The organism is Bacillus sp. (in: firmicutes) (assembly GCA_012842745.1).
Taxonomy (GTDB): Bacteria; Bacillota; Bacilli; order Bacillales; family Bacillaceae_J; genus Schinkia.
In genome coordinates, this window is the sequence record DUSF01000056.1 from 317,562 (window position 1) to 340,181 (window position 22,620).

Genomic DNA, 22,620 nt, shown 5'->3' on the forward strand with positions numbered 1-22,620 from the left:
AATTTTTACTTTCGAATCGCTCTAAAAACAGAGTAACCTAATTTTTCTGCATATTTGCGTAATAATAATTCATGCTTAGACCAAGTTTCATAAATAGACGGCTCAATTTGCTCAGAAGGCTCAATGATTGGAACGAAATTACCTGAATTTTCCCCAAATGTTTCCGGCTGTTCTTGCTGTAGTGGACTACCTGTATGAATGATAGTTACATTGTCAAAACCAGCTTGTGTTAATTTAATTGTCCATTCATTTTTATCAAGGATTTCACTTATGTCGTAAAGCTCTTCGATTTCATTTTTTTCATAATCCGTTAAATCCGCTAACGCTGTCATCTCCAGCATGATTAAAACCCCATCTTTTTTCAAAACTCGGGAATATTCTTGAAGTGATAAAGGAATTGTTGTGAAAGCAGTAACTGATTCAGTAATCACGTAGTCAAAGGTTTCTTTTTTAAAAGGAAGATGTTCCGCATTTCCTTGAACTAACTGAATGGGTAAACCTTCAAAAATAAACCGCCTCTGTGCTTTTTTGATCATTTCCGGGTGGATATCAATGGCACTTACTTGACAGTTCCATTGCCTTGCAAGATAGGCAGATGTAATCCCCGTACCGCAACCAACATCTAAAACATGATGCTGTGGCTTAATGTTTTCATTTTTTAAAATTTTCTCTGTTATATGAAATCCCCCTGGATGTGCACTCCCGATGCCCATATAGGCTAAAAAGTCTAGGTAACTATACGTCTTCATGGTCCCACTCCCTTATCATCTTTCTTTACCATATGTTTAGATGATGTTGGCTGAATAGGCATTCATCTTATAGTGGTAAAATAAATCATGTCCATAATCCTAAATGGGCCATAATATAATCAACTGCTGGAATCTATATATTTTCATATAAGGACACAAACTATCGATGTATAAAGAAGGAGGGGATCTGTCTGCCATATGTAACAATTGATGATGCCTTTCAGATGTATTATGAAGTGGATGGAAACGGCATTCCAATCGTTTTCATCCACCCCCCAGCAATGGGTTCCATTACTTTTAAGAAACAAAAATCGTTAGCTGAAAAATATAAAATGATTACTTATGATATAAGAGGAAATGGAGAAAGCGGCTTCTCTAATGAAGAAATAACGATTTCTTTATTAGCAGATGACATTAGGAAATTATTAGATGAACTTGAAATAAAGGAGGCTGTCATTTGCGGTTATTCTAACGGCGGTTCCATTGCCCTTGAATTTGCCTTGAAATATCCTGACCGTGTCATGGCGCTTATTCTATCCGGGGGATTTCCTAAGGTAAAAAGCTTTTTGCTCGCTCAAGAATTTCGCCTAGGTATGGTTACGGCACGGTGCAAAGGGATTAAACTATTAGCAAAGGTACTTGCCGTTAGCCATACAAAAGACAAGCATTTCCAACGGGAAATATATAAAACAATCCTCAAGATTAATCCAACAATTCTTTTTCAAATGTACAAAACCGGGCTAGTTTATAACTGTACGGATAAATTATCAAAAATAACAAAACCAGTATTATTGGTCTATGGTCGTAAAGACGATTATATTCATAAGCATTATAAATTGTTTGAAAAAAAGCTGCTAAATACAGAAATAATTTTTATTGACAAGGCAAGACACCAAATCCCAACGAAACATTTCCTGGAATTTAACAAGATTGTCGATCGATTTTTGCAAAAACTACCATCCCATTCGCGTTAATTATGATTCATTTTACAAACTTTGCTAATCTTAGCCTAGAATGTCAGTTTCTGCGCTTTCCCAAGAAATAATTTTTATGATGAATGAAAAAGGGGGTCCAGTGGATGGCCCCTTTTACTTTTCTTCATTTTGTCCACTAAGCTCAATCTTCTCTCCACCAACGGTTAAGTAACAATAGATGTCAACTTCGGGAATAGTCTTTTTCATCCCTTGAATATAAGGCTTTACTAAGTCTTTAAAATCCTCCTTTACACCAGCTTCTGCTTGCCCAAATACATATAATTTTTTTTCGTCAAATAAAAAAGTTAGAAAACCAACTGGTTTATTGTTTTGGTCGACAATATTTAATAATTGGTATTCGTTTTTTATCATTTCAGGTGATAAATAGATTTGCAATTGAATACACTCCCGTTTATTCTGTTTTTAATTCAAGCCGCTTGAATAATGTGCCTCCCATTTTGGTTGAAGGATTTTCATTTTTCACATGAATCATCACTATGCACAAAATCCCAACGAGAAATGTTAAACTAGCTGTTGCAAGGAACATGCCAGCTCTGGACCATTCCATCAGCCAGCCGTAAATCGGCGGACCGATGGCTACACCTAAAAACCTTACGGAGCCATACAAAGAGGTGACAAATCCTCTTCGCGAAGCTTCTACTGAACCTGTTATAAAGCTATTTACGCAAGGGAGCACAAGTCCAGTTCCGATACTTGAAATTACTAATATAGCAATAAATAGCACTAATTTTTCAAAAAAGACGAGTGCTGCAAAAGAAACGGTCATGAATAAGAAACCGATGATGATTAATTTTTTCATTAGCAGCATTTTTTTACCGATTTTGCTGCCAGTTATATAGGATGTAATCGTCATAAAGAGGAGTGGAATCGCGAGGATGCCTCCTTTTAAAACGCCGTCCGTATCGTAAGTTTTTTCTAGGACATCTGATATATAGAATAAAATTCCAAATAATGTAAACAAACAAGTTGCCCCAGCTAAGTAAGTCGTAAACAACCATCTGCCTTCTTGTTTAAAAACAGAAAAAAGGCCTTTGACATAGTTTGCAACAGGTGGCGGCTCCTTCTTTTTCTTTTTTTCATGAACGAAAAAAATCGTCAGTAATATTGATAAAAGACAAAAGACTGGAAAGGCAAAAAAAGCCGCATACCAAAACAATAAAGCTAACAGTGATCCGATGATGGGAGAGACAACTTTACCAAAGCCATTGGAAGCTTCAACAAGGCCTAAGACACGGCTCTGCTCGCCACCCTTGAACAAGTCCCCTGTTAAGGCCATCGCAATCGGAGCCGTACCCGCTGCCCCAATGCCCTGCAGGATACGCCCTGCAATCATCCACATATATGGGTTTGAAAACCAAGCTGTTGCAGCACCAGCCAAAAGTCCGCCCGCGCCATAAGCAATTAAAGCTGGTATGATGACGGCCTTTCTTGAAAAACGATCTGACAAATAGCCTAGTATAGGGATTGAAATCGCTGCCGCAATAGAGAAAACGGTAATAATTAAACTTACCTGGAATTGTGAAATATTTAGTTCTGATTTCATCTTAGGCAAAATCGGGATTAACATCGAGTTTCCCAATACTAAGATGAGAGGAATTGATCCAATAGCCAAAATTGTCATAAATGATTGATTTTGTTTGGACAAGTGACTGTACAACTCCTTTTCCTTTCTTGCATAATCATGACTTTACTATTGTTCGAAAAAAGTAGCATTACTATGCAATTAAAACATTACAATGTTTTTCAATCCGGATTCACCCTTTAGGCAAACGTTGAATAGCATAAACAAGAAAGAAGAAGGAGGCGTATATCCTAATGGACTTTCTAGAAATACCAAAGAGAACAACTGGAGAACGGATTTTTGGATTGACATCAATTGCTGATTTTGGAATTCCAGTTGGTCAATTGCAACAATTGTTAGAGGATTATTATTGTTATATTGATGTAGCAAAATTAGGTGTAGGTTCTGCCTATGTCACCCCAAATTTACAAGAAAAAATCAGTTTATATAAACGATACGGGATTAAGGTTTATTGTGGTGGAACATTATTTGAAAAATGTTATTATCAGGGTAGGTTAAAGGACTATATAAAAATGCTGCAAAAGCTTGGGCTTGAATGGATTGAAGTGTCAAATGGCACGTTGGATATACCACTCGAAAAAAGAATTGATATTGTCAATGATTTGAAAACAGATTTTCATGTTCTAGGGGAGGTTGGCTCAAAAGACCAAAGCCATGAGCTTTCCGCCAAACATTGGGCCTTCGAAATGAACTCATTACTAGATGCTGGGTGTAAATATGTGATTACCGAAGGTCGTGATTCTGGTACGGCAGGAATTTATAATCCAGATGGTGAAGTGAAAAAGACAATTTTAAAGGAGCTTTCTAAACAAGTTGAGATTAATAAAATTATTTTTGAAGCACCGACAAATAAACAGCAAATGTTTTTCATTAATACATTCGGTCCAAATGTAAACTTAGGAAATGTAAAAATTCACGATGTCCTGTTATTGGAAGCAGAACGGGTAGGATTACGGAGTGAAACATTTTTTATGGCAACGGAAGCAAAGTCACGCTCATCAATCTTTTAAAGAACAAGTCGCCAAATTAATAAAAAGGAGCAACAATCATGGAACTCATATTGATCAGACATTTGCCAACGAAGTGGAATAAGTTAGGTATCCTTCAAGGGTCACAAGATATTCCAATCCTTCCAGTTTCAAAAAAGGATAGCGAAAAAATACAAGAAAATATTAAAATGATCAATAGCTTCAAACCAGATATTATTGTAGCCAGTCAATTAATGAGAACAAAACAAACGGCTTTACAATATGGATTTAAGCATCCAGTAATCGAGCCGCTTTTGAATGAATTGCAATTTGGCGAATATGAAGGCGTTGAAAAAAAAGAACTGATGAAAATTATGGAATGGACCACCAATCCTAGAACACTTGTGTTAGGCGAAAGATTAACTGATTTTGAAAATAGAATAAAGCAATTTATTACTCAATATCGTAAATATTCTTGCGTGTTAGTCTTTGGACATGGTTCCTGGATTCGTGGATTCCTCTCGATTGAGAACGTTGGTACGATTCAAAAGATGAATCAAGTAGTGGTTGAAAATAACCAATTTATTCATGCATCAATAAAAAAAAGTAGGCATCAGGTGGAACTGGAAACTTCAGTTGACGCATAAATGTCATGAATCGTCAGAAAAGGGGAGGTTTTCGTGCTCACATACGAGTTATGTTCAGAAGAGGAAATTCAGTCGATTTCTTTTAAAGAGTCGCTGAGTTGTCTTAAATGGGCTTATGAGCAATATGGTGACAAAATCGTGTATGCATGCAGCTTTGGGGCTGAAAGCATTGTTTTGCTTCATTTAATTAGTAAAATTAATCCTAGTGCGAAGATTACATTTATTGATACGAATCTCCACTTTAAAGAAACGTATGAAATAATCGAACAAGTGAAAAAACAATATCCCGACTTTCAAATCAATTTTATTCACACAAATTTATCGCTAGAAGAGCAAAGAAAGCTATATGGTGATAAATTATGGGAAGTAAACCCAAATAAATGCTGTCAATTAAGAAAAATCGAGCCTTTAAAACAAGAACTGCAAAAATATAAAGCATGGGTTTCTGGGATGCGTAGAAGTCAATCAGAAACAAGGGCTACTATAAAATATATCAATATCGATCATAAATTTAAAATCATTAAAATTTGTCCACTCATTCATTGGACATGGGATGAAATTTGGATGTACATTAAATACCATGGACTACCGTACAATAAGCTTCACGATCAAGGCTACCCAAGTATTGGTTGTGAGGTTTGTACAAAAGAAGTCGAAGGGGAAGGCGAATCAAGAGCGGGCCGTTGGTTGAACCATCAAAAAACGGAATGTGGCCTCCACATAGAAGGGGACTGACCCGATAGGTCAGCCCCTATTTTTTTCGCCACCCAAATGATGGTGCCGTGGACGTAGGCAATTCCAACTCATTGATAAAATCAATGACCTTTGTTGAAACCCATTGGCACAATACCGCAAAAATAACAATCTTCCAATTAATAACAATTGATGTTAATAAGAAAATTGAAATATTAATAAAAAACATGACGCGCCCGGGACGAATATGGTACGAATGGGAAATCATCAAAGCGGGAATGACCATGCCACCACTAGATGCCCCGTTGCGGATTAACAGTCCAACTCCAGTTCCAAAAATAAAACTGCCGATGAGTAAATCTACTAGTATATGGATATGCGGAAGGGCAACAAAAGAGGTGAGGATACTTACCGTAACCGATGTAATTGTAACGGCTAACATCGTCCGCATTGTCCATGAGTAACCGAAATATTTTAAGGCAACAGTTAAAAAAATAAAATTTACAATCCATAAGCCGAAACCTAAAGGTGTTCTGAAAAAATAATTCATTAAAATAGCGAGTCCAGCTGCGCCCCCTGAAGGAATATTATGCGGAAATAAAAACAATGACATTCCCGCCCCTTGAAAAACAGCTCCAATGAAGACAAATAAATAAGTTGTCATTTGTTTATTCATAATCGTTCCACTTTCTTCTATGTACGTCGTCTTTGTCCATTTTATGTTTATGAACTTTGTTTTATGTATTATTATTAAAGAGGAGAGGAGAGAACAATGAAAGAGAAAAAAGTAAATTGTTTTAAATGTAAATTTTTTTATACTACATGGGACGCTCGCTTTCCAAGAGGATGTAAAGCCTATGGATTTAAGACTAGACAAATACCTGCAGATTATGTGTACCATGCTTCAGGGGAATCGTGTATGAAATTTGTAGAAAAGGTCGTTCCATCGCGTTGGAAAAACTAATTCAAATGGAATGGTGGCTACGTCGATGTGCCAGGAATGTTCAGGTAGATTTTTTGCGGACATTGAATCCGTTATTATGAAAAATAGAGGCTCTTAGATAGCCTCTATTTATTTTCATTAAACCACTCTCTAAATTGTTCCGCTTCAACGCCACCTTCAATTCTAGAGACTTCCTCGCCATTTTCAAAATGGACAATCGTCGGCGTTCCTTCAATTTTATATGTATCCCAACCGTCATCAAATTCAAGCAGATTAAAGAGCTGTAAATTAATCCCCAACTCTTTGGCCATTGGAACAACAACAGGGGATGTTGTTTTACAATGCGAGCATGTCGGGCTATAAAAATAAATAAAAGCGGAGCCTTTGTCATCTAATAGTTTCGTTAACTCATCAGGTAAAATAATATTTTCGTAAATCGGGTCCTTCAATTGCTCAATCGTTGCCGGGTGGAGCGTTTCCTTATTGTATGGATTGACAATTGCTTTTTGTTTATTTTCCATACTAGTAAAAATGCCAAGTAATACAAAAATTCCAATAATAATAGTGCCAAATATGATTATTTTTTTCATGCTAGTCTCCTTTCTTTCCTAATCTAAATAAGATAATATTTGCTATTACTATTATAACGAATGCAGTCAAAGCAAGAAATGGGATTGTGATAAAACCGAGCCAATTAATGTACATCCCCGTACATGGGACAATACTACAACTATCCATATGCTCTGAAAGAAAAGGTACTTTTTGGATTAAATAATGATAGGTGGAAACAAGGCCACCAATAATAGCTAATGGAAGCACATACCGATAAATAACATAATCTTTTCTAACAACAGCAGTTCCCAAAATGATGACTAACGGGTACATAAAAATTCGCTGAACCCAACATAAATCACAAGGTATTAATTTTAAAACTTCCGAAAAATATAGACTTCCGGCTGTTGCAGTCAGTGATACTGCCCATGCCAAAAATAAAATATTATCTTTATTTACTTTATCTTTCATAGCAAAACCCCATCTATCATTTTCATTTTTCACCATTTCTATCTTACCTTTATTTGCAAACATTCTCAATATTTGCATCTAAACAATAAAAATTGCTATATCGTTCTATTAAAATAAGGAAATATGGAAGTTTTCAGCATATATAAGAGGATATGTTCATACAATTCTATCAATATAAGTTTTTAATAAGGTGTGTGAGCATATTGACATATTTCAAGAGATATTTTTATATCGTTATTTTCATCGTCATTTTTTTAGTTGCACCTCTAGCTGTTTTTGCAGAAGAAAAAACGGGCCAAGCTATATTCAAGGATTTTATCATTGAAAAAGATGGGACAGAGGTACAAGTGGTAGAACCGATTATTTTGTTTGAAGGACAAAATTATTTGCCATTAAAAGCGGTAACAAATAGTCTTGAAAAAAATGTTTATTTAAATGAAAGTACAGGCCAATTAGAAATCGTCGATTCTTTTCAAACTGTAGAGACTGACTATACCCTATCGATGAACAAATCAAAATTTAGGCCAAGTATAACATTTTCTGAAGGTGTGTCATCAAAAGGTGTGTTAATCATGGAAGATGATGAGAACAATATAATGTTTGAAAAAAACGGTTTTACAACTTTTTTTCCTGCGAGTACAACAAAAGTCTTAACTGCATTAATCGCTCTAGAGCAGGGAAACTTAGATGATAAAGTACTAGTTTCCGAGAATGTAAATAAATTACCAGGTGATAGTAGTAGAGTATTTATTCAGCCGGGAGATGAACTTACATTAGAACAACTTCTTTATGGAATGCTTCTTTCATCAGGTAATGATAGTGCTTTAGCAATTGCTGAACATATTGCAGGCACTGAATCAGCCTTTGCAAAACTAATGAATGAAAAGGCGATTGAAATAGGAGCTACCCATTCCAATTTCGTTAATTCCCATGGCTATCATCATTATGACCATTATACAACACCTTATGACTTAGCATTAATTCTAAAGGCTGCTAGCGAACATCCTAAATTTTTAGAAATCATAAATACCCCAGCTTACAAAGCAGTTTATAAAAATAAAAAAGGAAAGCAAGTTGTTAGAAATTGGGGCACAACAAATTCCTTTTTAAAAAGCTCTAATCTTTATGTGAATGGAATCATTGGCGGGAAAACTGGTTATACAGATGCAGCGGGACGAAATTTAGTAACGATTGCAGAGCAAAATGGACACCGTTATTTTGTCGTTGCTTTAAAAGGGGATTCTCTTGGACGGTATAAGGACACAAGGAAGCTTTTGTTAAATGCTTATAAGGTAAGAGAAAAGTATGATCGGGAAACGATTAAACAAATTCAGATCATTCCCTACAATCAACCTATCGAATTTGCTGGGCACAGTATCCCCTCAGATGGTCAACTATTTATTTACAAAGGTAGAAGCTATATCTCCCAATCTTTACTAAGCAAACTACTAGCAGATATACAGCCAGTAGCCGTTGAAGAAGCATATGTAAAAATGGAGATCAGACCGAAATTTGTCGTGCAAGAGCCTATCGTGGAGCCATTATACACAATGTATAGTAAGGAACAAGGTGAAAAGGAAAAGCGAAGTGCTGTCGTTGCTTTTTCTGCCGCTTCTATTAATAAAATACAATTATTTTTGTTCGCTTATCGACCTACGCTGTCTTAATGAAAAATAGCAAGCTGCCAATTTTTAAAATGAATCAAAACATCCATTGTAATCCAAACTATAGCCGATTGGTTTCATGCTTAAGATAAAAAGGAGGGTTACAATGGGTAAAAAGGATCGCAATAGCTTAAGGGAAAAGAAAAATAACCATACACCTAACGAAGACGTTCAGGCAAAGGAAATTGCCCATGGCAAGGAATACTCTGCAACTGGAAGAAAACGATGAAAAGGCTGCCTTAGGCAGTCTTTTCTTTATCCATTGCAAATTGAATGTATGCCATTTTTCCTAAAATTTCACAAAAAGTTCAGTTATAGCCAGCTTTAATGGAGAGATGACAACGTATAACATGTTATTATAGGGGGTGGAGGTGGAGACGATGTTGGTAGGTTTTAAAAATACATTACATTCCATTTTATCTCTGCTCAAAGAAAATGATTTAAATGCGCGTTATATAGAGTGTGAAGGCCGTTCCATGTTTCGAATTGATGAGATGATGTGTGATGCCGGCTTTGGCTGTGATAATGTCGTTCTTGATGTCTTTTTTGATGAGGACGAAAAAGTGCTTTTTATCGGTTTGCTTCGTTTTCCGAAAACGAAAAGAAGAACAGGGCTAGGTAGCCAAATCTTAAAGAAAATTTTAGATTACGCGAATCAGCATCAATTCACAATATACTTAGATGCTTGGAATGAATCGCAACCATTTTGGAAAAAGCATGGATTTAAACATGTTTATACCGATAAATATCATTTTGAAATTTTAGGATATTCTGGAGCAGGACTTGATATTTTTCATGAGTGGGAGGAATTTAAAAAGACGAAAGTGTTTAAAACATATCTTTCCTGCCATGAAGAATAAGGCGACATCATAAAAAAAGCGTAGGCCTCGATAGCTTTTGAGGCACTACGCTTTTATTATGGTTATTATTAAAATTTGTGAATGGGCGATTATAGTTTGACAGCATTTTTTTCATTTTCTAAAATCGGCTGCAAGGCTTTTTTCAATGCTTCAAGCTCTTCTTCATTAAGCGGTACAAGTGGCAGCCTTAATGAGCCGGAATCGATTCCTTTCAGTTGTAGCGCAGCCTTCACAGGGGCAGGACTCGGCGCTGCAAATAGGGCTTTTATCATTGGCAATAATTTGCGATGAAGAGCGGCTGCACCTTTTAAATCGCCTTTAACAAAGGCTTGCACCATCTCCTGCATTTCATTGCCAATGACATGGGCGGCAACAGAGACAACACCAACACCGCCAATCGCAAGAACAGGTAAACACATACCATCATCACCACTATACAAACTGAAGCTGTCATCAGTTTCTTCAATAATCTGTGCCATCGCATCTAAATTTCCGCTCGCTTCCTTGACACAAACGATATTTTCTACTTTTGAAAGGCGAATAATCGTTTCAGGTGTCATATTGACAGCGCTTCGTCCCGGTATATTATAAAGCATCACTGGCAATGTTGTTGCTTCCGCAATTGCTTTAAAATGTTGATAAAGCCCTTCTTGTGAAGGTTTGTTATAGTAAGGAACAACAAGCATAATACCGTTGACGCCCGTTTCTTCCGCTTTTTTTGTTAATTCAATCGAGGCTTGGGTGTTGTTCGATCCTGTACCAGCTAGAACAGGGACACGACCATTAACAACCTCAACTACATGTTTAAATAATGCTACCTTTTCATCTGACGATAGAGTAGGGGATTCACCAGTTGTACCAGCGACAACAATTCCTTCTGTCCCGTTCGCAATTAAATGATTTACTACCTTATCAACTTTATTAAAATCTACTGCCCCTTGTTCATTAAATGGAGTCACCATTGCCGTTAAAATTTGTCCAAAATTCATAATTTTCGCCCTCATTTCAATTAGTTAAAATATTTTGCAAATAAAAATGCAACAACGAAAGCTATCGCTGTTGCATGGAAAATGTAAATATAAACGATTCCGATGCGTGAGATAGCCCTCCATATAGCCATTGCTACATGACAATCCTGTACCTGTTTGATACAGAACCAGTGTCTAGGAAAAATGAGCTTCCTATCACTTCGGCGAATTCCCCTTTCTGCAAAGATCTGCGGACCTCATTATCCTCCCAAAGCGTACTAATGGTTTTCGCGCCTCTATACTCACTTCAATTTTAGTTGAAGTAAATTTTATGAAGTTTATTGTACAATAACAGAAATTAAGAAAATTTTCAAGAGATAGGCTATAAAAGTTTAATAACTGGCAGAAAAATATAAACAGATGATAAAATAGAAAAATAATTTTAAAGTTTAATTAAGTAGGAAAGAGGGTGGAATAATAGACGTGAATGCACAAGTAAAAAAGCTTCAGATTACATCGCAAAAGAAGGATGGAAATGCAAATCCAATTTATCATGTTTTATTTATCATCGGCTTTGTCCATTTGTTAAATGATTCCATTCAAGCTGTTGTTCCGGCGATGTTTCCAATCTTGGCCAAGTCATTAGGATTTAATTTTAAACAACTAGGCCTCATTGCTTTTGCACTCAATATGACGGCTTCTGTCATGCAACCTGTGATTGGGACGTATTCCGATAAACATCCAAAACCGAAACTATTGCCAATCGGTTTGACATTTTCTTTAGTGGGAATGCTTGGTCTTGCTTTGGCGCCTTCTTATAGTATTATCCTATTATCAGTGATGCTGTTAGGGATTGGCTCTGCTGCATTTCACCCTGAAGCGTCTAAAGTTGCCCATATGGCATCAGGAACAAGGAAAGGCTTTGGGCAATCCGTATTCCAGGTTGGCGGGAATGCTGGACAATCGCTAGCTCCGTTAATTACAGCATTAATTTTAGTGCCGCTTGGTCAAATTGGCGCGATTTGGTTTACTTTTGTAGCTTTTCTAGCCGTTCTAATTTTAATTTATATTTCAAAATGGTACGGTGAACAGCTGGCAATAAATACAAATAAAAAAACGAACACAGCTATTGTAAAAGCGCATACTGTTGGCAAATCTATAAAAATTGCATTTTTCCTACTTATATTTTTAGTGTTTGTAAGGCAATTTTATCATGCGGCAATTACGAACTATTTTGCCTTTCACTTGATTGATACGTTTCATTTAGAAATTGAAGATGCACAAATCTATATCTTTTTATTTTTAGCTGCTGGTGCGGCGGGTACATTTTTAGGCGGACCGCTTGCAGATAAAATTGGCATGAAAAACGTCTTATTCTTTTCGATGGTAGCAGCAGCCCCTCTTTGTATTTTGCTTCCCTATGCAAGCGAAGGGCTTGCAATGATACTGTTAACGATTATCGGATTTATTTTGTTATGCAGTTTTTCCGTTTCCGTCGTTTATGCCCATGAATTACTGCCCGGTCGGATTGGCATGGTATCCGGGATGATCATCGGTTTGTCGTTTGGTCTTGGCGCCATAGGCTCCATCGTCCTAGGTTGGCTCGGCGACCGCATCGGGATTTCGACAACATTGGTTTATGCTAGTTTTTTACCATTATTAGGCGTTTTAACGGCGTGGCTGCCAAATGAGAAAAAGATTAAAACATTGCATGAGCAAGGATAAAAATACGCAATTTGCTATTATGGCAAATTGCGTGTTTTTCTAATGGAATATGAACGCTTATATATCTCCACTGTTTACGAATTGCTTATATTTTTTATTTTGGACAAAAAATAATCTTCCTAATAGTACAATCGCTCCAACAGCTAAACCAATGATTAAGCCAATCCAGTAACCAAACGCCGCAAACGTAGTATAGTTAGCAATGATATACCCAGTTGGCAAGCCAATTAGCCAATATGAAATCAAGGCCATTATAAAGGTTGCATTTACATCCTTATAGCCCCGTAAGGCCCCTTGAATGGGTGCCCCAAATGCATCAGAAATCTGAAATAAAATCGCATAAAGTAAAAAGTGTTTTGTGAGCTCTAATACTTGCATATTATTTGTATACAGCTCGGCAATCGGTTCCCTTAAATAATATAAAAAGACTGTTGTAATGACTGCCATGATCATCGCTATCGTGATTCCTAGATAACTGTATATTTTAGCATCTTTAAAGCGTGTCGCCCCAATCTCAAAACCAACTATAATCGTTAAAGCCATCGAGATACTTAAAGGAATCATATATAAATAGGATGCAAAATTTAAAGCTGCTTGGTGGGCAGCAATCGTAATGGTATCATATTTACTCATAAGTAACGTAACGGCTGCAAAAATGCTTGTCTCAAAAAAGATTGCAAAACCAATTGGGATGCCAATTGTCAGAATTTCCTTCCATGTTCGTAAATGGATAGGAATGAAATTTCGGAATAATTTATATGACCGAAATGGGCGCTGCTTCGTAACAATGATGACAGCAAAAAGCAGGATAGCCCAATACGTAATCGCAGTTGCATATCCTGTCCCAATTCCACCTAATGCAGGAAACCCTAGTTTGCCAAAAATTAATACATAATTTAGAAAAATATTGATTGGCAAAGAAGACAGGGTAATGATCATCGTTACTCTTGTTTGCCCTAAGGCATCAATAAAAGAGCGTAGAACATTGTAAATAAATAAAGGAACCACTCCATACCCTAAGCCGATTAAATAGTGTTTGGCAATATGGGACACCTCGGGAGTTAGACTCATTTTCATTAAAATCGGGTCGATTGCCACAGTTCCTACTAATATAATCACAATGGCGATGAACACCGCTAAATATATTCCTTGAACAACTGAAAATGGAATGTTTTTCGTCTTTTTAGAACCAGCGAAATGGGCGACGATTGGCGTAATTGCCATCAAAATCCCGTTAATTCCTGTAAATATTGGCATCCATAGACTTGAGCCGATGGCAACCCCTGCTAAATCATCAGCACTAGCTCTCCCTGACATCATCGTATCAAAGAAATTCATTGCATAGAGGCCTAATTGTGTAATTAAGATTGGTAATAAGATTTTTACAAATAATGTAGATTTTTGCTTTATTGTGTATGTTTGTTCCATGATGTAACCCCTAATTTTCGTGTTGAAATTCGTCCTTTTGAGCTAATTTTGTATTTTCTAATAAAATTGATGATAAACATTATATCACAGAACCAAAATATGCATTATAATTAAAATATTACCGGCAAGTACAACTAAAATGTAAATAGGTGATTCCAAATGTCGTTAATGTATAAACAATTCGCTCAGAATTCCAATAAAGAAATGCTTGAGCTTCTTGAACAGATGAAATCATGTTTTCCTAACAGTGAAGCTACTAAACTATTTGAGCAAGTAAAGGAAATTTTCCTAAGAGATTATGCATTTATAAAATATGCATTAGATGCCTCGACGATTGTGGCTGTTACGGATAAAGCTGGGACTATTCTTTATATTAATGATAAATTTTGTGAAATTTCATCATATAGTAGAGATGAATTAATAGGAAGTACACATCGACTGATTAATTCTGGTTTCCATAGCAAAAACTTTTTTAAGGACATGTGGAAAACGATTTTGTCTGGAGAAATTTGGAGTGGGGAAGTAAAAAATAAAAAAAAGGATGGATCCTATTATTGGGTGCATTCCCACATCATTCCGATTATTAACGACTTTACAGATCAAGTTGAAGGGTTTATTACGCTCCGTACTGATATAACAAAAGGAAAAGAAGCTGAGGAACAACTCAGGAAAGTGCTGAAAAATGATTTTGAGAGAACAATAAAAAATCTCGATAATATGGTCTTTAAAGTTAAAAGAGATAGTAACGGAGAATTATTTATTCCATTAGTCGAAGGAAAGCTATCGAAGCTCCTTGATATTTCCGAAGGGCGCTTTGATCGAAAAAGAATGGAAAATTTTTTTGGTGATGAATTAGTCGATCACGTCATTGACGTTGGTCGAGCAGCTTTTCGTGGTGAGAAGCAATCCTTTACACACCATTATAATGGGATCGCTCTATATACGACATTATCCCCTATAATAGAGGATGGCAATATTATTGAAATTATTGGGAATACAAACGATATAACAATATTAGAATTGGCTCAAAAGGAAATACAACATTTAGCTTACCATAATGATTTAACAAATCTACCAAATCGCAGAAAGCTATCGGAAGACATACAGGAAAAGCTAGATGAGAGAAATAATCAAAAATATGCGATTTTATTTGTTGATATTGATCGTTTCAAACAAATTAATGATACGTTAGGATTCCAAAGAGGCGATAAACTGATTTTAAAGCTTAGTAAAAGATTGGTGCAGTTTGTGAGTGGAAACGGCAGCGTTTACCACATGAGCGGTGATGAATTTGTTATCATTCTAGAAAGCTATGGAAATATGACTTCATTAGCTTTAATAGTTGAAAGTATATTAAAGGCTATTGAGGAGCCATTTTTAGTTGACGAGCATGAACTTATCATTACATGTTCAATCGGGGTCACCACGTTCCCTGAAAATGCGGAAGATTGTATTGAAAAAATAGTAAACAGGGTTGATACAGCATTAAAGCATTGCAAACTTAATGGGAAACAAGGTTTTATTTTTTACAATAATGAAATGGGAAAGGATGCGCACGGGCGGTTAGAGCTGGAAATTAATCTTCGTAAAGCGATTAAGAATAATGAGTTAATATTACATTTTCAGCCTAAATATATTATTGAGTCAAATCAAATGAACGGAATGGAAGCGTTGGTGCGTTGGAACTCACCAACCTACGGTTTTGTTAGTCCGGATGATTTTATTCCGTTGGCAGAAGAAACAGGTCTGATTGTCCAGCTTGGGGAATGGGTTTTATATGAAGCATGCCGACAAAACCAAGAATGGATTCAAAAAGGATATCCGCCGATGCGGATTGCTGTCAATGTCTCGACAATTGAATTTTTGCGGCCGAACTATGTTGAAAAATTAAAAAAAATACTAGCTGAAACAGAACTTGACCCACAATATTTAGAGCTAGAAATTACCGAAAATAGCTTTATGCAAAATATGGAAAAGGGAATTGAAATTCTTAATGAGTTAAGAGATTTGGGAATTTATATATCGATTGATGACTTCGGTACAGGCTATTCATCCCTTGGATATTTGAAAAGATTACCAATCAACATTTTGAAAATAGATAGATGTTTTATCCAAGAAATTGAAGATAATGAAAATGATGCTGAAATTGTAAAAGCAATCATTCAATTAGGACATACCTTTCACTTAAAAGTGATTGCAGAGGGAGTAGAAACTGATAAAGTGGCTAAAATACTCCATGAATTAAATTGTGATGTTGCCCAAGGTTATTATTATAGTAAACCATTACCAGCCAATCTGTTCGAAAAACTTCTACAATAAACTAATTTGTATACATGATTTCATGGTATAATGCATATGTATAAAAAAAGGAAAAAGAAACGGGGGGTAGAAAGATGGACCAACAAAGACTTGCGGCTTTTTTTGAAGAAAAAATTAAAGTCGCCAAGATCCAATTTGAAAGAACAGTAGAATGTAAGCATACAGAATTTGATGATTTGTATCCATATATGGATGAACAGCCAACATTTTTTTGGTATAAGCGCTATGTAGCTTGGCAAGAGCTTTTAACAATCATTAAATTAGCCAGCGAGCTTGGGATTGAATGGAAATCTTTCTTTACCAAAAACCAAGTTCTTTTTGTAGATAAGAAAGTTTTAGATGCAAAAGTATTGGATCATTGGTTTGAGGAATGTCGTTTAGAGTCTAACTAAATAAACTTGAATTTGTAGTGTTAATGTCCAAGTATGCTGACGTACTATGGGCCTTGACACTTTTTTGTTTTAGTATTGGAAAATGGCGTAGTTCCCTTTATAATATGGGGATGGAAAACAATTTGAAGGAGTGTACAAAATGATACATAGAACATGGCAAAATAAAGAAACAATGAAGCAAGTGAAATGTGTACATACAAACGCGGAAAAATATATGGTGAATAGAGTTTTAACAGTTGGAAAAGTTTATGATGTCAAAAACGAAACAGACGAATTTATTTTTATTATCGATAATACAGGTAAAGTTGGCGGCTATTATAAAGAGTATTTTGAAGCAGTGTAATAGGAGAAGAGGAGGTAAAATAAATTTTTGAGTGAGTAAAAAGAGAGGATTGAGATTTTGAAACGCATCATTAAGAAAAACATAGAGTTATTAGCACCTGCTGGAAATTGGGAAGCTATAAAAGCTGCCGTTGCCAACGGGGCAGATGCTGTTTATTTCGGAGTTGAAAATTACAATGCACGGGTGCGTGCGGAAAATTTTCAATCAAATGAGCTGCCAGAAATTATGGCTTATTTGCATAAATATAATGTTCGTGGCTTTGTCACGTTAAATATATTAATTTTTGAAAGCGAGCTAGATGATGCCAAGAAGTTAGTCGAAGCATGCATTGATGCCGGTGTAGACGGTTTAATCGTTCAAGACATGGGGATTTTGCAATTAATCAGAGAAATTTCTTCTGATTTTCCTGTCCATGGGTCTACACAAATGACGGTTACCTCACCTGAGGCGGTTGATTTTTTAAGGCCATATGACCTTGAGGTCGTTGTCTTAGGCCGGGAAAATAATTTACAGCAAATTAAAACAATTGCGGATGAAACGAATATACCATTGGAAGTATTTGTTCACGGTGCAATCTGCGTTTCTTATTCTGGTCAATGCTTAACATCGGAAATGTGGGGCGGGCGCTCGGCAAATCGCGGCGAATGTGCCCAAGCCTGCCGTCTACCATATGATTTAATTGTTGATAATGAGGTAAAAGAAATGGGTAATCTTGCTTACGTCCTTTCGCCAAAGGATTTAGCTGCTTTAGAAATCATTCCTGAGCTGATTGAAGCGGGTGTGACGACCTTTAAAATTGAAGGAAGGTTAAAGTCGCCTAAATATGTAGCAAATGTTGTTAGCAAATATCGTAAAGCGATTGACGAGTATGTAGCTGGAAGAAACTATAAACCTACAAAAACTGACATCCGTGAGCTCCAGCAAAGCTTCAGCCGTGGCTTTACTTTCGGTTTTTTAAAAGGAACGAACCATAAACAGCTGTTGGATGGGACATTCCCGAAAAGCCGCGGCGTTTATTTAGGAATGGTCAAAAAGGTGTTAAAGGATGCTGTTTTATGTGATGTAGAAGCGCCATTAAAGCGCGGCGATGGCATAGTTTTTGATGCCGGACGTCCTGAGGAAAAAGAAGAGGGCGGGCGCGTTTACGACCTTCGCAAAAACGGCGTGAAGATGGACGGAGAAGTTAAACAAGGCCTTATCGAAATTGTCCCTGGACGGCACGATATTAATTTAACGAAGGTCCATGTTGGTGATAAAATTTGGAAAACAAGTGACCAGGAGCTTGAGCGCCGTTTACGGAACACGTACGAATCTGAGCAAACTTATCGTCTTTTTCCGCTCAGCGTTTCAGCAACCGGCAACGTTGGAAGTCCTTTAATAACCGTTTGGCACGATGAAACAACGAACAACTATGTCACAATAGAATCAAATGAAAAATTACAACAAGCGTTGAAACGACCATTAACAACGGAATATTTGACCGAACAGCTAGGCCGGTTAGGAGGAACAATCTTTAGGCTCGAGAATCTTGAAGCGACTTTTTACGAAGATGTAATGATTCCTGTAAAAGAATTGAATCATATGCGTAGACAAGCGGTGAAAGAGTTAGTTGCATTACGGCAAGCACCTTATCGTTATCAAAAAAATAATGTTGGACAAGCCGCTGATGAAAATGCTAGAAGCGGGCAAAATAGAGTCAAGAAACAGCCGGAAAATCCAAATTTAATTGCATTATGTCGCACAATGGAGCAAATCGAAGCAGCCTCTCGAACCGATGTTGATTTTATTTATGCTGACTTTGAGTTTACAACTGACTATCCAAAAGCTGTACAAGCTGCAAAAGCATATAACAAGCCGATTGCCCTTGCGACACCGCGAATTCACATGCCAGGTGAAAATGCTATTTTAAATGGGATTATTAAAGCGGGACCTGATGCAATCTTAGCTAGAAGCCTTGGAGCTGCTCAGTATTATCTGGAGAAGCAAAATCTGTCCATACCAATAATTGGTGATTTTTCATTGAATAGTGCGAATTCAAAAGCTGTCGATTTATTTTTAGGACGGGGCTTAGCGCGCATCACGCCATCTTATGATTTAAATATCCAACAAATGTTTGACCTCCTTGAGAATTCGCCAACTGAGAGTATTGAAGTTGTCATTCACCAGCATTTGCCAATGTTCCATACTGAGCATTGTGTGTACTGCACTTTTTTAAGCGAAGGAACCGATTTTACAAATTGCGGAAGACCATGTGAAAAGCATCGCATCTCACTCCAAGACCGGATTGGCATGAAGCATCCCGTTCGTGTGGACATTGGCTGCCGCAATACTGTTTATAATGCGATTGAACAATCTGGGGCGGAATATATTGCGAATTTTTTAAATGAAGGGATTAAGCATTTTCGCATTGAATTTTTAGAAGAGGATGCGGAAAAGGTTCATGAAGTTATTCAACTTTATCGTGAAGCGCTTGAAGGAAAAAGAACGGGTACAAGTGTTTGGAAAACATTAAAAGCAACAAATCAATTAGGGGTGACACGGGGACAGCTTATTAAAAAATAGCCTGTTTATTATTGATTTTGTACAAAATTCGACTTAAATTTGGAAATTCGGGAAAATGTCTTAATTTAGTCATACAATTTTTTCGGATTTGTATTATTCTATATAAAGAGGGTTTGGTGGCAAAAGAGTGCGTGTTCTCATTTTTAGTGGTGGAAACTTAAATGATTGGGCTATTTCCTATATAAAGGAGGATGATTTTCTTATTGGGGTCGATCGCGGAGCCTATTTTCTATATTCACATCGGATAAAAATGAATATAGCGATTGGAGACTTTGATTCCGTAACAAAAGCCGAAAAAGAACAAATCATCACAAATGCAAAGGAACTCATTTCATGCGATGCAATTGACAAAAATGAGTCCGATACAGAGATGGCATTTCATTATGCACTGAAAAAACAACCAAAGGAAATTTTACTCTTTGGTGGGTTGGGTACTCGTTTTGATCATTCCATCGCAAATATTCAATTATTGCTTTGTGGCTTAGAAGCTGGTATTTCTTCTAAAATCATTGATGAATGGAATGAAATTCAACTTGTCAATAGTCAGCTTATCATCTATAAAGATCGGTTTAGAAATGTTTCTTTACTGCCACTAACACCGGAAGTAAGAGGGATTACATTGGAAGGTTTTCAATATCCGCTCTTACATGCCACAATCCGAATCGGGGAGTCCGTAGGCATCAGCAATGTTTTAATTGGAGAGTACGGTAAAATAATCGTATCCTCTGGGATTTTACAAGTAATCAAAAGTAATGATGAATAAAATTTTTAAGGATGTGCCAATAAAATGGGGAAAAGAATTAGTGAATTATATGAGCATGAATTAATTGAAATGGCTAGGGAAAATTTACATAATGAGCAAATTAAAAGAGAGTGGTTTAGCCGTTGGGGTTTAGAATTTCCAATGATTCGAACTGCTTTTGGGGTTAAAAAATATGGAGAAGATTTTACGGTTACAAGAGAAATGAAAAATAAAGAATATGTGGCGATATAAGTAGAAAAGCGGAAGCACTCATCATGGGGCTTCCGCTTTCCTATCTTATTTATACATCTCCGCTACTTGCTGTTGAATTTCCTTGTTTTCCAAGTACTCATCAAACGTCATTTGCCTGTCAATCAAGCCTTTTGGTGTGATTTCAAAAATACGATTCGCTGTCGTTTGCACAAACTGATGGTCATGAGAAGCAAACAGAAGCGAGCCTTTAAATGCAATTAAACCGTTATTCAAAGCCGTAATCGACTCAAGGTCCAAGTGGTTTGTCGGCTCATCTAGCAGTAAAACATTTGCGCCGCTAAGCATCATTTTTGACAACATGCAACGCACTTTTTCTCCACCGGAAAGGACGCTAGCTTTTTTAAGAACTTCTTCTCCTGAAAACAACATTCTTCCTAAGAAGCCTCGCAAAAAGCTTTCACTTTCATCATTAGGAGAAAATTGGCGTAGCCATTCTACAAGATTCATGTCACTATTTTCAAAGTACTCAGAGTTATCCTTTGGGAAATAGGCTTGTGATGTTGTTACACCCCATTTAAATGAACCGCTATCTGGTTCCATTTCACCCATTACTATTTTAAACAAAGTTGTTTTCGCAATATCGTTATTGCCGACAAGAGCTATTTTATCACCTTTATTCATGATGAAGCTTACATTATCAAGCACTTTCTCGCCATCAATTGTTTTTGTTAGACCTTCCACCCGCAACAAGTCATTGCCGATTTCTCGGTCAGGTGTAAAGCCAACAAACGGATAACGGCGTGATGATGGTTTAATATCATCTAAATCAATTTTATCTAAAAGCTTTTTACGTGATGTAGCCTGCTTTGATTTTGAGGCATTCGCACTAAAGCGGGCAATAAACTCTTTAAGTTCTTTTATTTTTTCCTCTTTTTTACGATTGGCATCCTGGGCCATCTTTAACGCTAATTGGCTTGATTCATACCAGAAATCATAGTTACCGACGTAGATTTGAATTTTACCAAAATCTAAATCGGCTATATGTGTACAGACATTATTTAAGAAATGGCGGTCATGGGAAACAACGATTACCGTATTTTCAAAGTTAATGAGAAATTCTTCAAGCCAAGCGATAGCTTTTAAGTCAAGATGGTTTGTCGGCTCGTCAAGTAAGAGAACATCTGGTTTACCGAATAGCGCTTGCGCGAGTAACACCTTCACTTTTTCGCCGCCAGTTAATTCTGCCATTTTCTTTGTATGAAGTTCTTCAGTAATACCGAGACCTTTTAATAGAATCGCTGCTTCCGATTCTGCTTCCCAGCCGTTCATTTCAGCAAATTCACCTTCAAGCTCGGCTGCTCTGATACCGTCTTCATCGCTAAAATCGGCTTTCATATAAATTGCATCTTTTTCCTGCATCACTTCGTAAAGGCGGGTATGCCCCATAATAACCGTTGTCAACACTTCATATTCTTCATATTCGAAATGGTTTTGTTTCAAAACGGCAAGGCGCTCACCTGGATTCATGATAACATCACCAGTTTGCGGCTCGATTTCACCTGATAAAATTTTTATAAAAGTAGACTTCCCAGCACCATTGGCACCAATTAAACCGTAGCAATTTCCAGGGGTAAACTTAATATTTACATCCTCAAACAGCTTTCGGTCGCCGTAGCGCAAACTTACATTGCTTACAGTAATCATTTAATAAAATTCCTCCAAATCTTTAATTTCCCTATAATTATACCAAAAGGAAACGAATAAAGCGATTAACAGCAAACCTTCACGGGCGAATAATCTGAAC

The 22,620-nt window shown here is 36.7% G+C and carries 22 protein-coding genes; 13 read left to right on the top strand and 9 right to left on the bottom strand.

All coding sequences use genetic code 11. The features are described 5' to 3' along the window. Nucleotides 1-5: 5 nt before the first annotated feature. Nucleotides 6-749, bottom strand: a complete 744-nt coding sequence (locus GX497_16670) for a class I SAM-dependent methyltransferase (GenBank protein HHY74823.1) — start codon at nucleotides 747-749, stop codon at nucleotides 6-8. 191 nt (nucleotides 750-940) lie between these two features. Between GX497_16670 and GX497_16675 the strand changes: the two genes are divergently transcribed. Next, nucleotides 941-1,723 (top strand): alpha/beta hydrolase, encoded by a 783-nt coding sequence (locus tag GX497_16675; protein HHY74824.1) that lies wholly within the window; start codon nucleotides 941-943, stop codon nucleotides 1,721-1,723. Between the two features lie 114 nt (nucleotides 1,724-1,837). Here GX497_16675 and GX497_16680 read toward each other — a convergent pair whose 3' ends face one another. Both GX497_16680 and GX497_16685 read right to left on the bottom strand, forming a co-directional pair. After that, nucleotides 1,838-2,119: a hypothetical protein gene (locus GX497_16680; GenBank protein HHY74825.1), complete on the bottom strand. Its 282-nt coding sequence runs from the start codon at nucleotides 2,117-2,119 to the stop codon at nucleotides 1,838-1,840. A gap of 16 nt (nucleotides 2,120-2,135) precedes the next feature. After that, nucleotides 2,136-3,365, bottom strand: a complete 1,230-nt coding sequence (locus tag GX497_16685) for an MFS transporter (GenBank protein HHY74826.1) — start codon at nucleotides 3,363-3,365, stop codon at nucleotides 2,136-2,138. 194 nt (nucleotides 3,366-3,559) lie between these two features. Between GX497_16685 and GX497_16690 the strand changes: the two genes are divergently transcribed. The 3 genes from GX497_16690 to GX497_16700 are packed head-to-tail and all read left to right on the top strand — an operon-like array spanning nucleotide 3,560 to nucleotide 5,676. Next, nucleotides 3,560-4,336: a phosphosulfolactate synthase gene (locus GX497_16690; protein ID HHY74827.1), complete on the top strand. Its 777-nt coding sequence runs from the start codon at nucleotides 3,560-3,562 to the stop codon at nucleotides 4,334-4,336. 38 nt (nucleotides 4,337-4,374) lie between these two features. Next, nucleotides 4,375-4,941 (top strand): phosphoglycerate mutase family protein, encoded by a 567-nt coding sequence (locus GX497_16695; GenBank protein HHY74828.1) that lies wholly within the window; start codon nucleotides 4,375-4,377, stop codon nucleotides 4,939-4,941. A 33-nt stretch (nucleotides 4,942-4,974) separates the two neighbouring features. Continuing rightward, on the top strand, nucleotides 4,975-5,676 hold the full coding sequence (locus tag GX497_16700; GenBank protein ID HHY74829.1) for a phosphoadenylyl-sulfate reductase: 702 nt from the start codon (nucleotides 4,975-4,977) through the stop codon (nucleotides 5,674-5,676). Between the two features lie 16 nt (nucleotides 5,677-5,692). Here GX497_16700 and GX497_16705 read toward each other — a convergent pair whose 3' ends face one another. The 3 genes from GX497_16705 to GX497_16715 all read right to left on the bottom strand — a co-directional run bounded on the left by GX497_16705 (nucleotide 5,693) and on the right by GX497_16715 (nucleotide 7,600). Continuing rightward, nucleotides 5,693-6,310: a YitT family protein gene (locus GX497_16705; GenBank protein ID HHY74830.1), complete on the bottom strand. Its 618-nt coding sequence runs from the start codon at nucleotides 6,308-6,310 to the stop codon at nucleotides 5,693-5,695. A gap of 392 nt (nucleotides 6,311-6,702) precedes the next feature. Beyond that, nucleotides 6,703-7,167 carry a thioredoxin family protein gene (locus tag GX497_16710; GenBank protein HHY74831.1) on the bottom strand — a complete coding sequence of 155 codons (465 nt, stop codon included), beginning with the start codon at nucleotides 7,165-7,167 and terminating at the stop codon, nucleotides 6,703-6,705. 1 nt (nucleotide 7,168) lies between these two features. Beyond that, nucleotides 7,169-7,600, bottom strand: coding sequence for a disulfide bond formation protein B (locus GX497_16715; protein HHY74832.1), 432 nt, complete (start codon nucleotides 7,598-7,600; stop codon nucleotides 7,169-7,171). Between the two features lie 152 nt (nucleotides 7,601-7,752). Here GX497_16715 and GX497_16720 point away from each other — a divergent pair, with 152 nt between their 5' ends. Further along, nucleotides 7,753-9,267, top strand: coding sequence for a D-alanyl-D-alanine carboxypeptidase (locus GX497_16720; protein ID HHY74833.1), 1,515 nt, complete (start codon nucleotides 7,753-7,755; stop codon nucleotides 9,265-9,267). A 377-nt stretch (nucleotides 9,268-9,644) separates the two neighbouring features. Next, nucleotides 9,645-10,124, top strand: coding sequence for a GNAT family N-acetyltransferase (locus GX497_16725; protein HHY74834.1), 480 nt, complete (start codon nucleotides 9,645-9,647; stop codon nucleotides 10,122-10,124). An 89-nt stretch (nucleotides 10,125-10,213) separates the two neighbouring features. Here GX497_16725 and dapA read toward each other — a convergent pair whose 3' ends face one another. Further along, entirely contained in the window at nucleotides 10,214-11,116 is a 903-nt protein-coding gene (gene dapA, locus GX497_16730; GenBank protein ID HHY74835.1) for a 4-hydroxy-tetrahydrodipicolinate synthase, read from the bottom strand. Between the two features lie 459 nt (nucleotides 11,117-11,575). Here dapA and GX497_16735 point away from each other — a divergent pair, with 459 nt between their 5' ends. Further along, complete coding sequence (locus GX497_16735; GenBank protein ID HHY74836.1) at nucleotides 11,576-12,817, top strand: MFS transporter; 1,242 nt, start codon at nucleotides 11,576-11,578, stop codon at nucleotides 12,815-12,817. 57 nt (nucleotides 12,818-12,874) lie between these two features. Here the strand turns inward: GX497_16735 and GX497_16740 are convergent, their stop codons facing one another. Next, a complete protein-coding gene (locus GX497_16740; GenBank protein HHY74837.1) occupies nucleotides 12,875-14,245 on the bottom strand; it encodes an MATE family efflux transporter in 1,371 nt (456 codons plus the stop codon). A 159-nt stretch (nucleotides 14,246-14,404) separates the two neighbouring features. Here GX497_16740 and GX497_16745 point away from each other — a divergent pair, with 159 nt between their 5' ends. The 6 genes from GX497_16745 (at nucleotide 14,405) to GX497_16770 (ending at nucleotide 20,855) form a co-directional block, all read left to right on the top strand. Then, the gene (locus GX497_16745) at nucleotides 14,405-16,564 is read left to right on the top strand and encodes an EAL domain-containing protein (GenBank protein HHY74838.1); all 2,160 of its coding nucleotides are present in this window, start codon (nucleotides 14,405-14,407) and stop codon (nucleotides 16,562-16,564) included. A 74-nt stretch (nucleotides 16,565-16,638) separates the two neighbouring features. Continuing rightward, nucleotides 16,639-16,956: a hypothetical protein gene (locus GX497_16750; protein HHY74839.1), complete on the top strand. Its 318-nt coding sequence runs from the start codon at nucleotides 16,639-16,641 to the stop codon at nucleotides 16,954-16,956. 139 nt (nucleotides 16,957-17,095) lie between these two features. Then, nucleotides 17,096-17,299, top strand: coding sequence for a hypothetical protein (locus tag GX497_16755; GenBank protein HHY74840.1), 204 nt, complete (start codon nucleotides 17,096-17,098; stop codon nucleotides 17,297-17,299). 57 nt (nucleotides 17,300-17,356) lie between these two features. Then, nucleotides 17,357-19,861, top strand: coding sequence for a U32 family peptidase (locus GX497_16760; GenBank protein HHY74841.1), 2,505 nt, complete (start codon nucleotides 17,357-17,359; stop codon nucleotides 19,859-19,861). A 127-nt stretch (nucleotides 19,862-19,988) separates the two neighbouring features. Further along, a complete protein-coding gene (locus tag GX497_16765) occupies nucleotides 19,989-20,624 on the top strand; it encodes a thiamine diphosphokinase (GenBank protein HHY74842.1) in 636 nt (211 codons plus the stop codon). Between the two features lie 24 nt (nucleotides 20,625-20,648). Then, nucleotides 20,649-20,855 (top strand): hypothetical protein, encoded by a 207-nt coding sequence (locus tag GX497_16770; GenBank protein ID HHY74843.1) that lies wholly within the window; start codon nucleotides 20,649-20,651, stop codon nucleotides 20,853-20,855. A 45-nt stretch (nucleotides 20,856-20,900) separates the two neighbouring features. On the opposite strand, the gene GX497_16775 is transcribed toward GX497_16770, so the two are convergent. Next, nucleotides 20,901-22,520, bottom strand: a complete 1,620-nt coding sequence (locus GX497_16775) for an ATP-binding cassette domain-containing protein (protein HHY74844.1) — start codon at nucleotides 22,518-22,520, stop codon at nucleotides 20,901-20,903. Between the last annotated feature and the right edge of the window lie 100 nt (nucleotides 22,521-22,620).

Bases quoted from the DNA above. Each gene is read 5' to 3' on its own strand.
- GX497_16670 (HHY74823.1), bottom strand. From the start codon at position 749: ATGAAGACGTATAGTTACCTAGACTTTTTAGCCTATATGGGCATCGGG.
- GX497_16685 (HHY74826.1), bottom strand. From the start codon at position 3,365: ATGACAATTTTGGCTATTGGATCAATTCCTCTCATCTTAGTATTGGGA.
- GX497_16690 (HHY74827.1), top strand. From the start codon at position 3,560: ATGGACTTTCTAGAAATACCAAAGAGAACAACTGGAGAACGGATTTTT.
- GX497_16695 (HHY74828.1), top strand. From the start codon at position 4,375: ATGGAACTCATATTGATCAGACATTTGCCAACGAAGTGGAATAAGTTA.
- GX497_16705 (HHY74830.1), bottom strand. From the start codon at position 6,310: ATGAATAAACAAATGACAACTTATTTATTTGTCTTCATTGGAGCTGTT.
- GX497_16710 (HHY74831.1), bottom strand. From the start codon at position 7,167: ATGAAAAAAATAATCATATTTGGCACTATTATTATTGGAATTTTTGTA.
- GX497_16715 (HHY74832.1), bottom strand. From the start codon at position 7,600: ATGAAAGATAAAGTAAATAAAGATAATATTTTATTTTTGGCATGGGCA.
- GX497_16720 (HHY74833.1), top strand. From the start codon at position 7,753: ATGTTCATACAATTCTATCAATATAAGTTTTTAATAAGGTGTGTGAGC.
- GX497_16725 (HHY74834.1), top strand. From the start codon at position 9,645: ATGTTGGTAGGTTTTAAAAATACATTACATTCCATTTTATCTCTGCTC.
- GX497_16740 (HHY74837.1), bottom strand. From the start codon at position 14,245: ATGGAACAAACATACACAATAAAGCAAAAATCTACATTATTTGTAAAA.
- GX497_16745 (HHY74838.1), top strand. From the start codon at position 14,405: ATGTCGTTAATGTATAAACAATTCGCTCAGAATTCCAATAAAGAAATG.
- GX497_16750 (HHY74839.1), top strand. From the start codon at position 16,639: ATGGACCAACAAAGACTTGCGGCTTTTTTTGAAGAAAAAATTAAAGTC.
- GX497_16755 (HHY74840.1), top strand. From the start codon at position 17,096: ATGATACATAGAACATGGCAAAATAAAGAAACAATGAAGCAAGTGAAA.
- GX497_16770 (HHY74843.1), top strand. From the start codon at position 20,649: ATGGGGAAAAGAATTAGTGAATTATATGAGCATGAATTAATTGAAATG.
- GX497_16775 (HHY74844.1), bottom strand. From the start codon at position 22,520: ATGATTACTGTAAGCAATGTAAGTTTGCGCTACGGCGACCGAAAGCTG.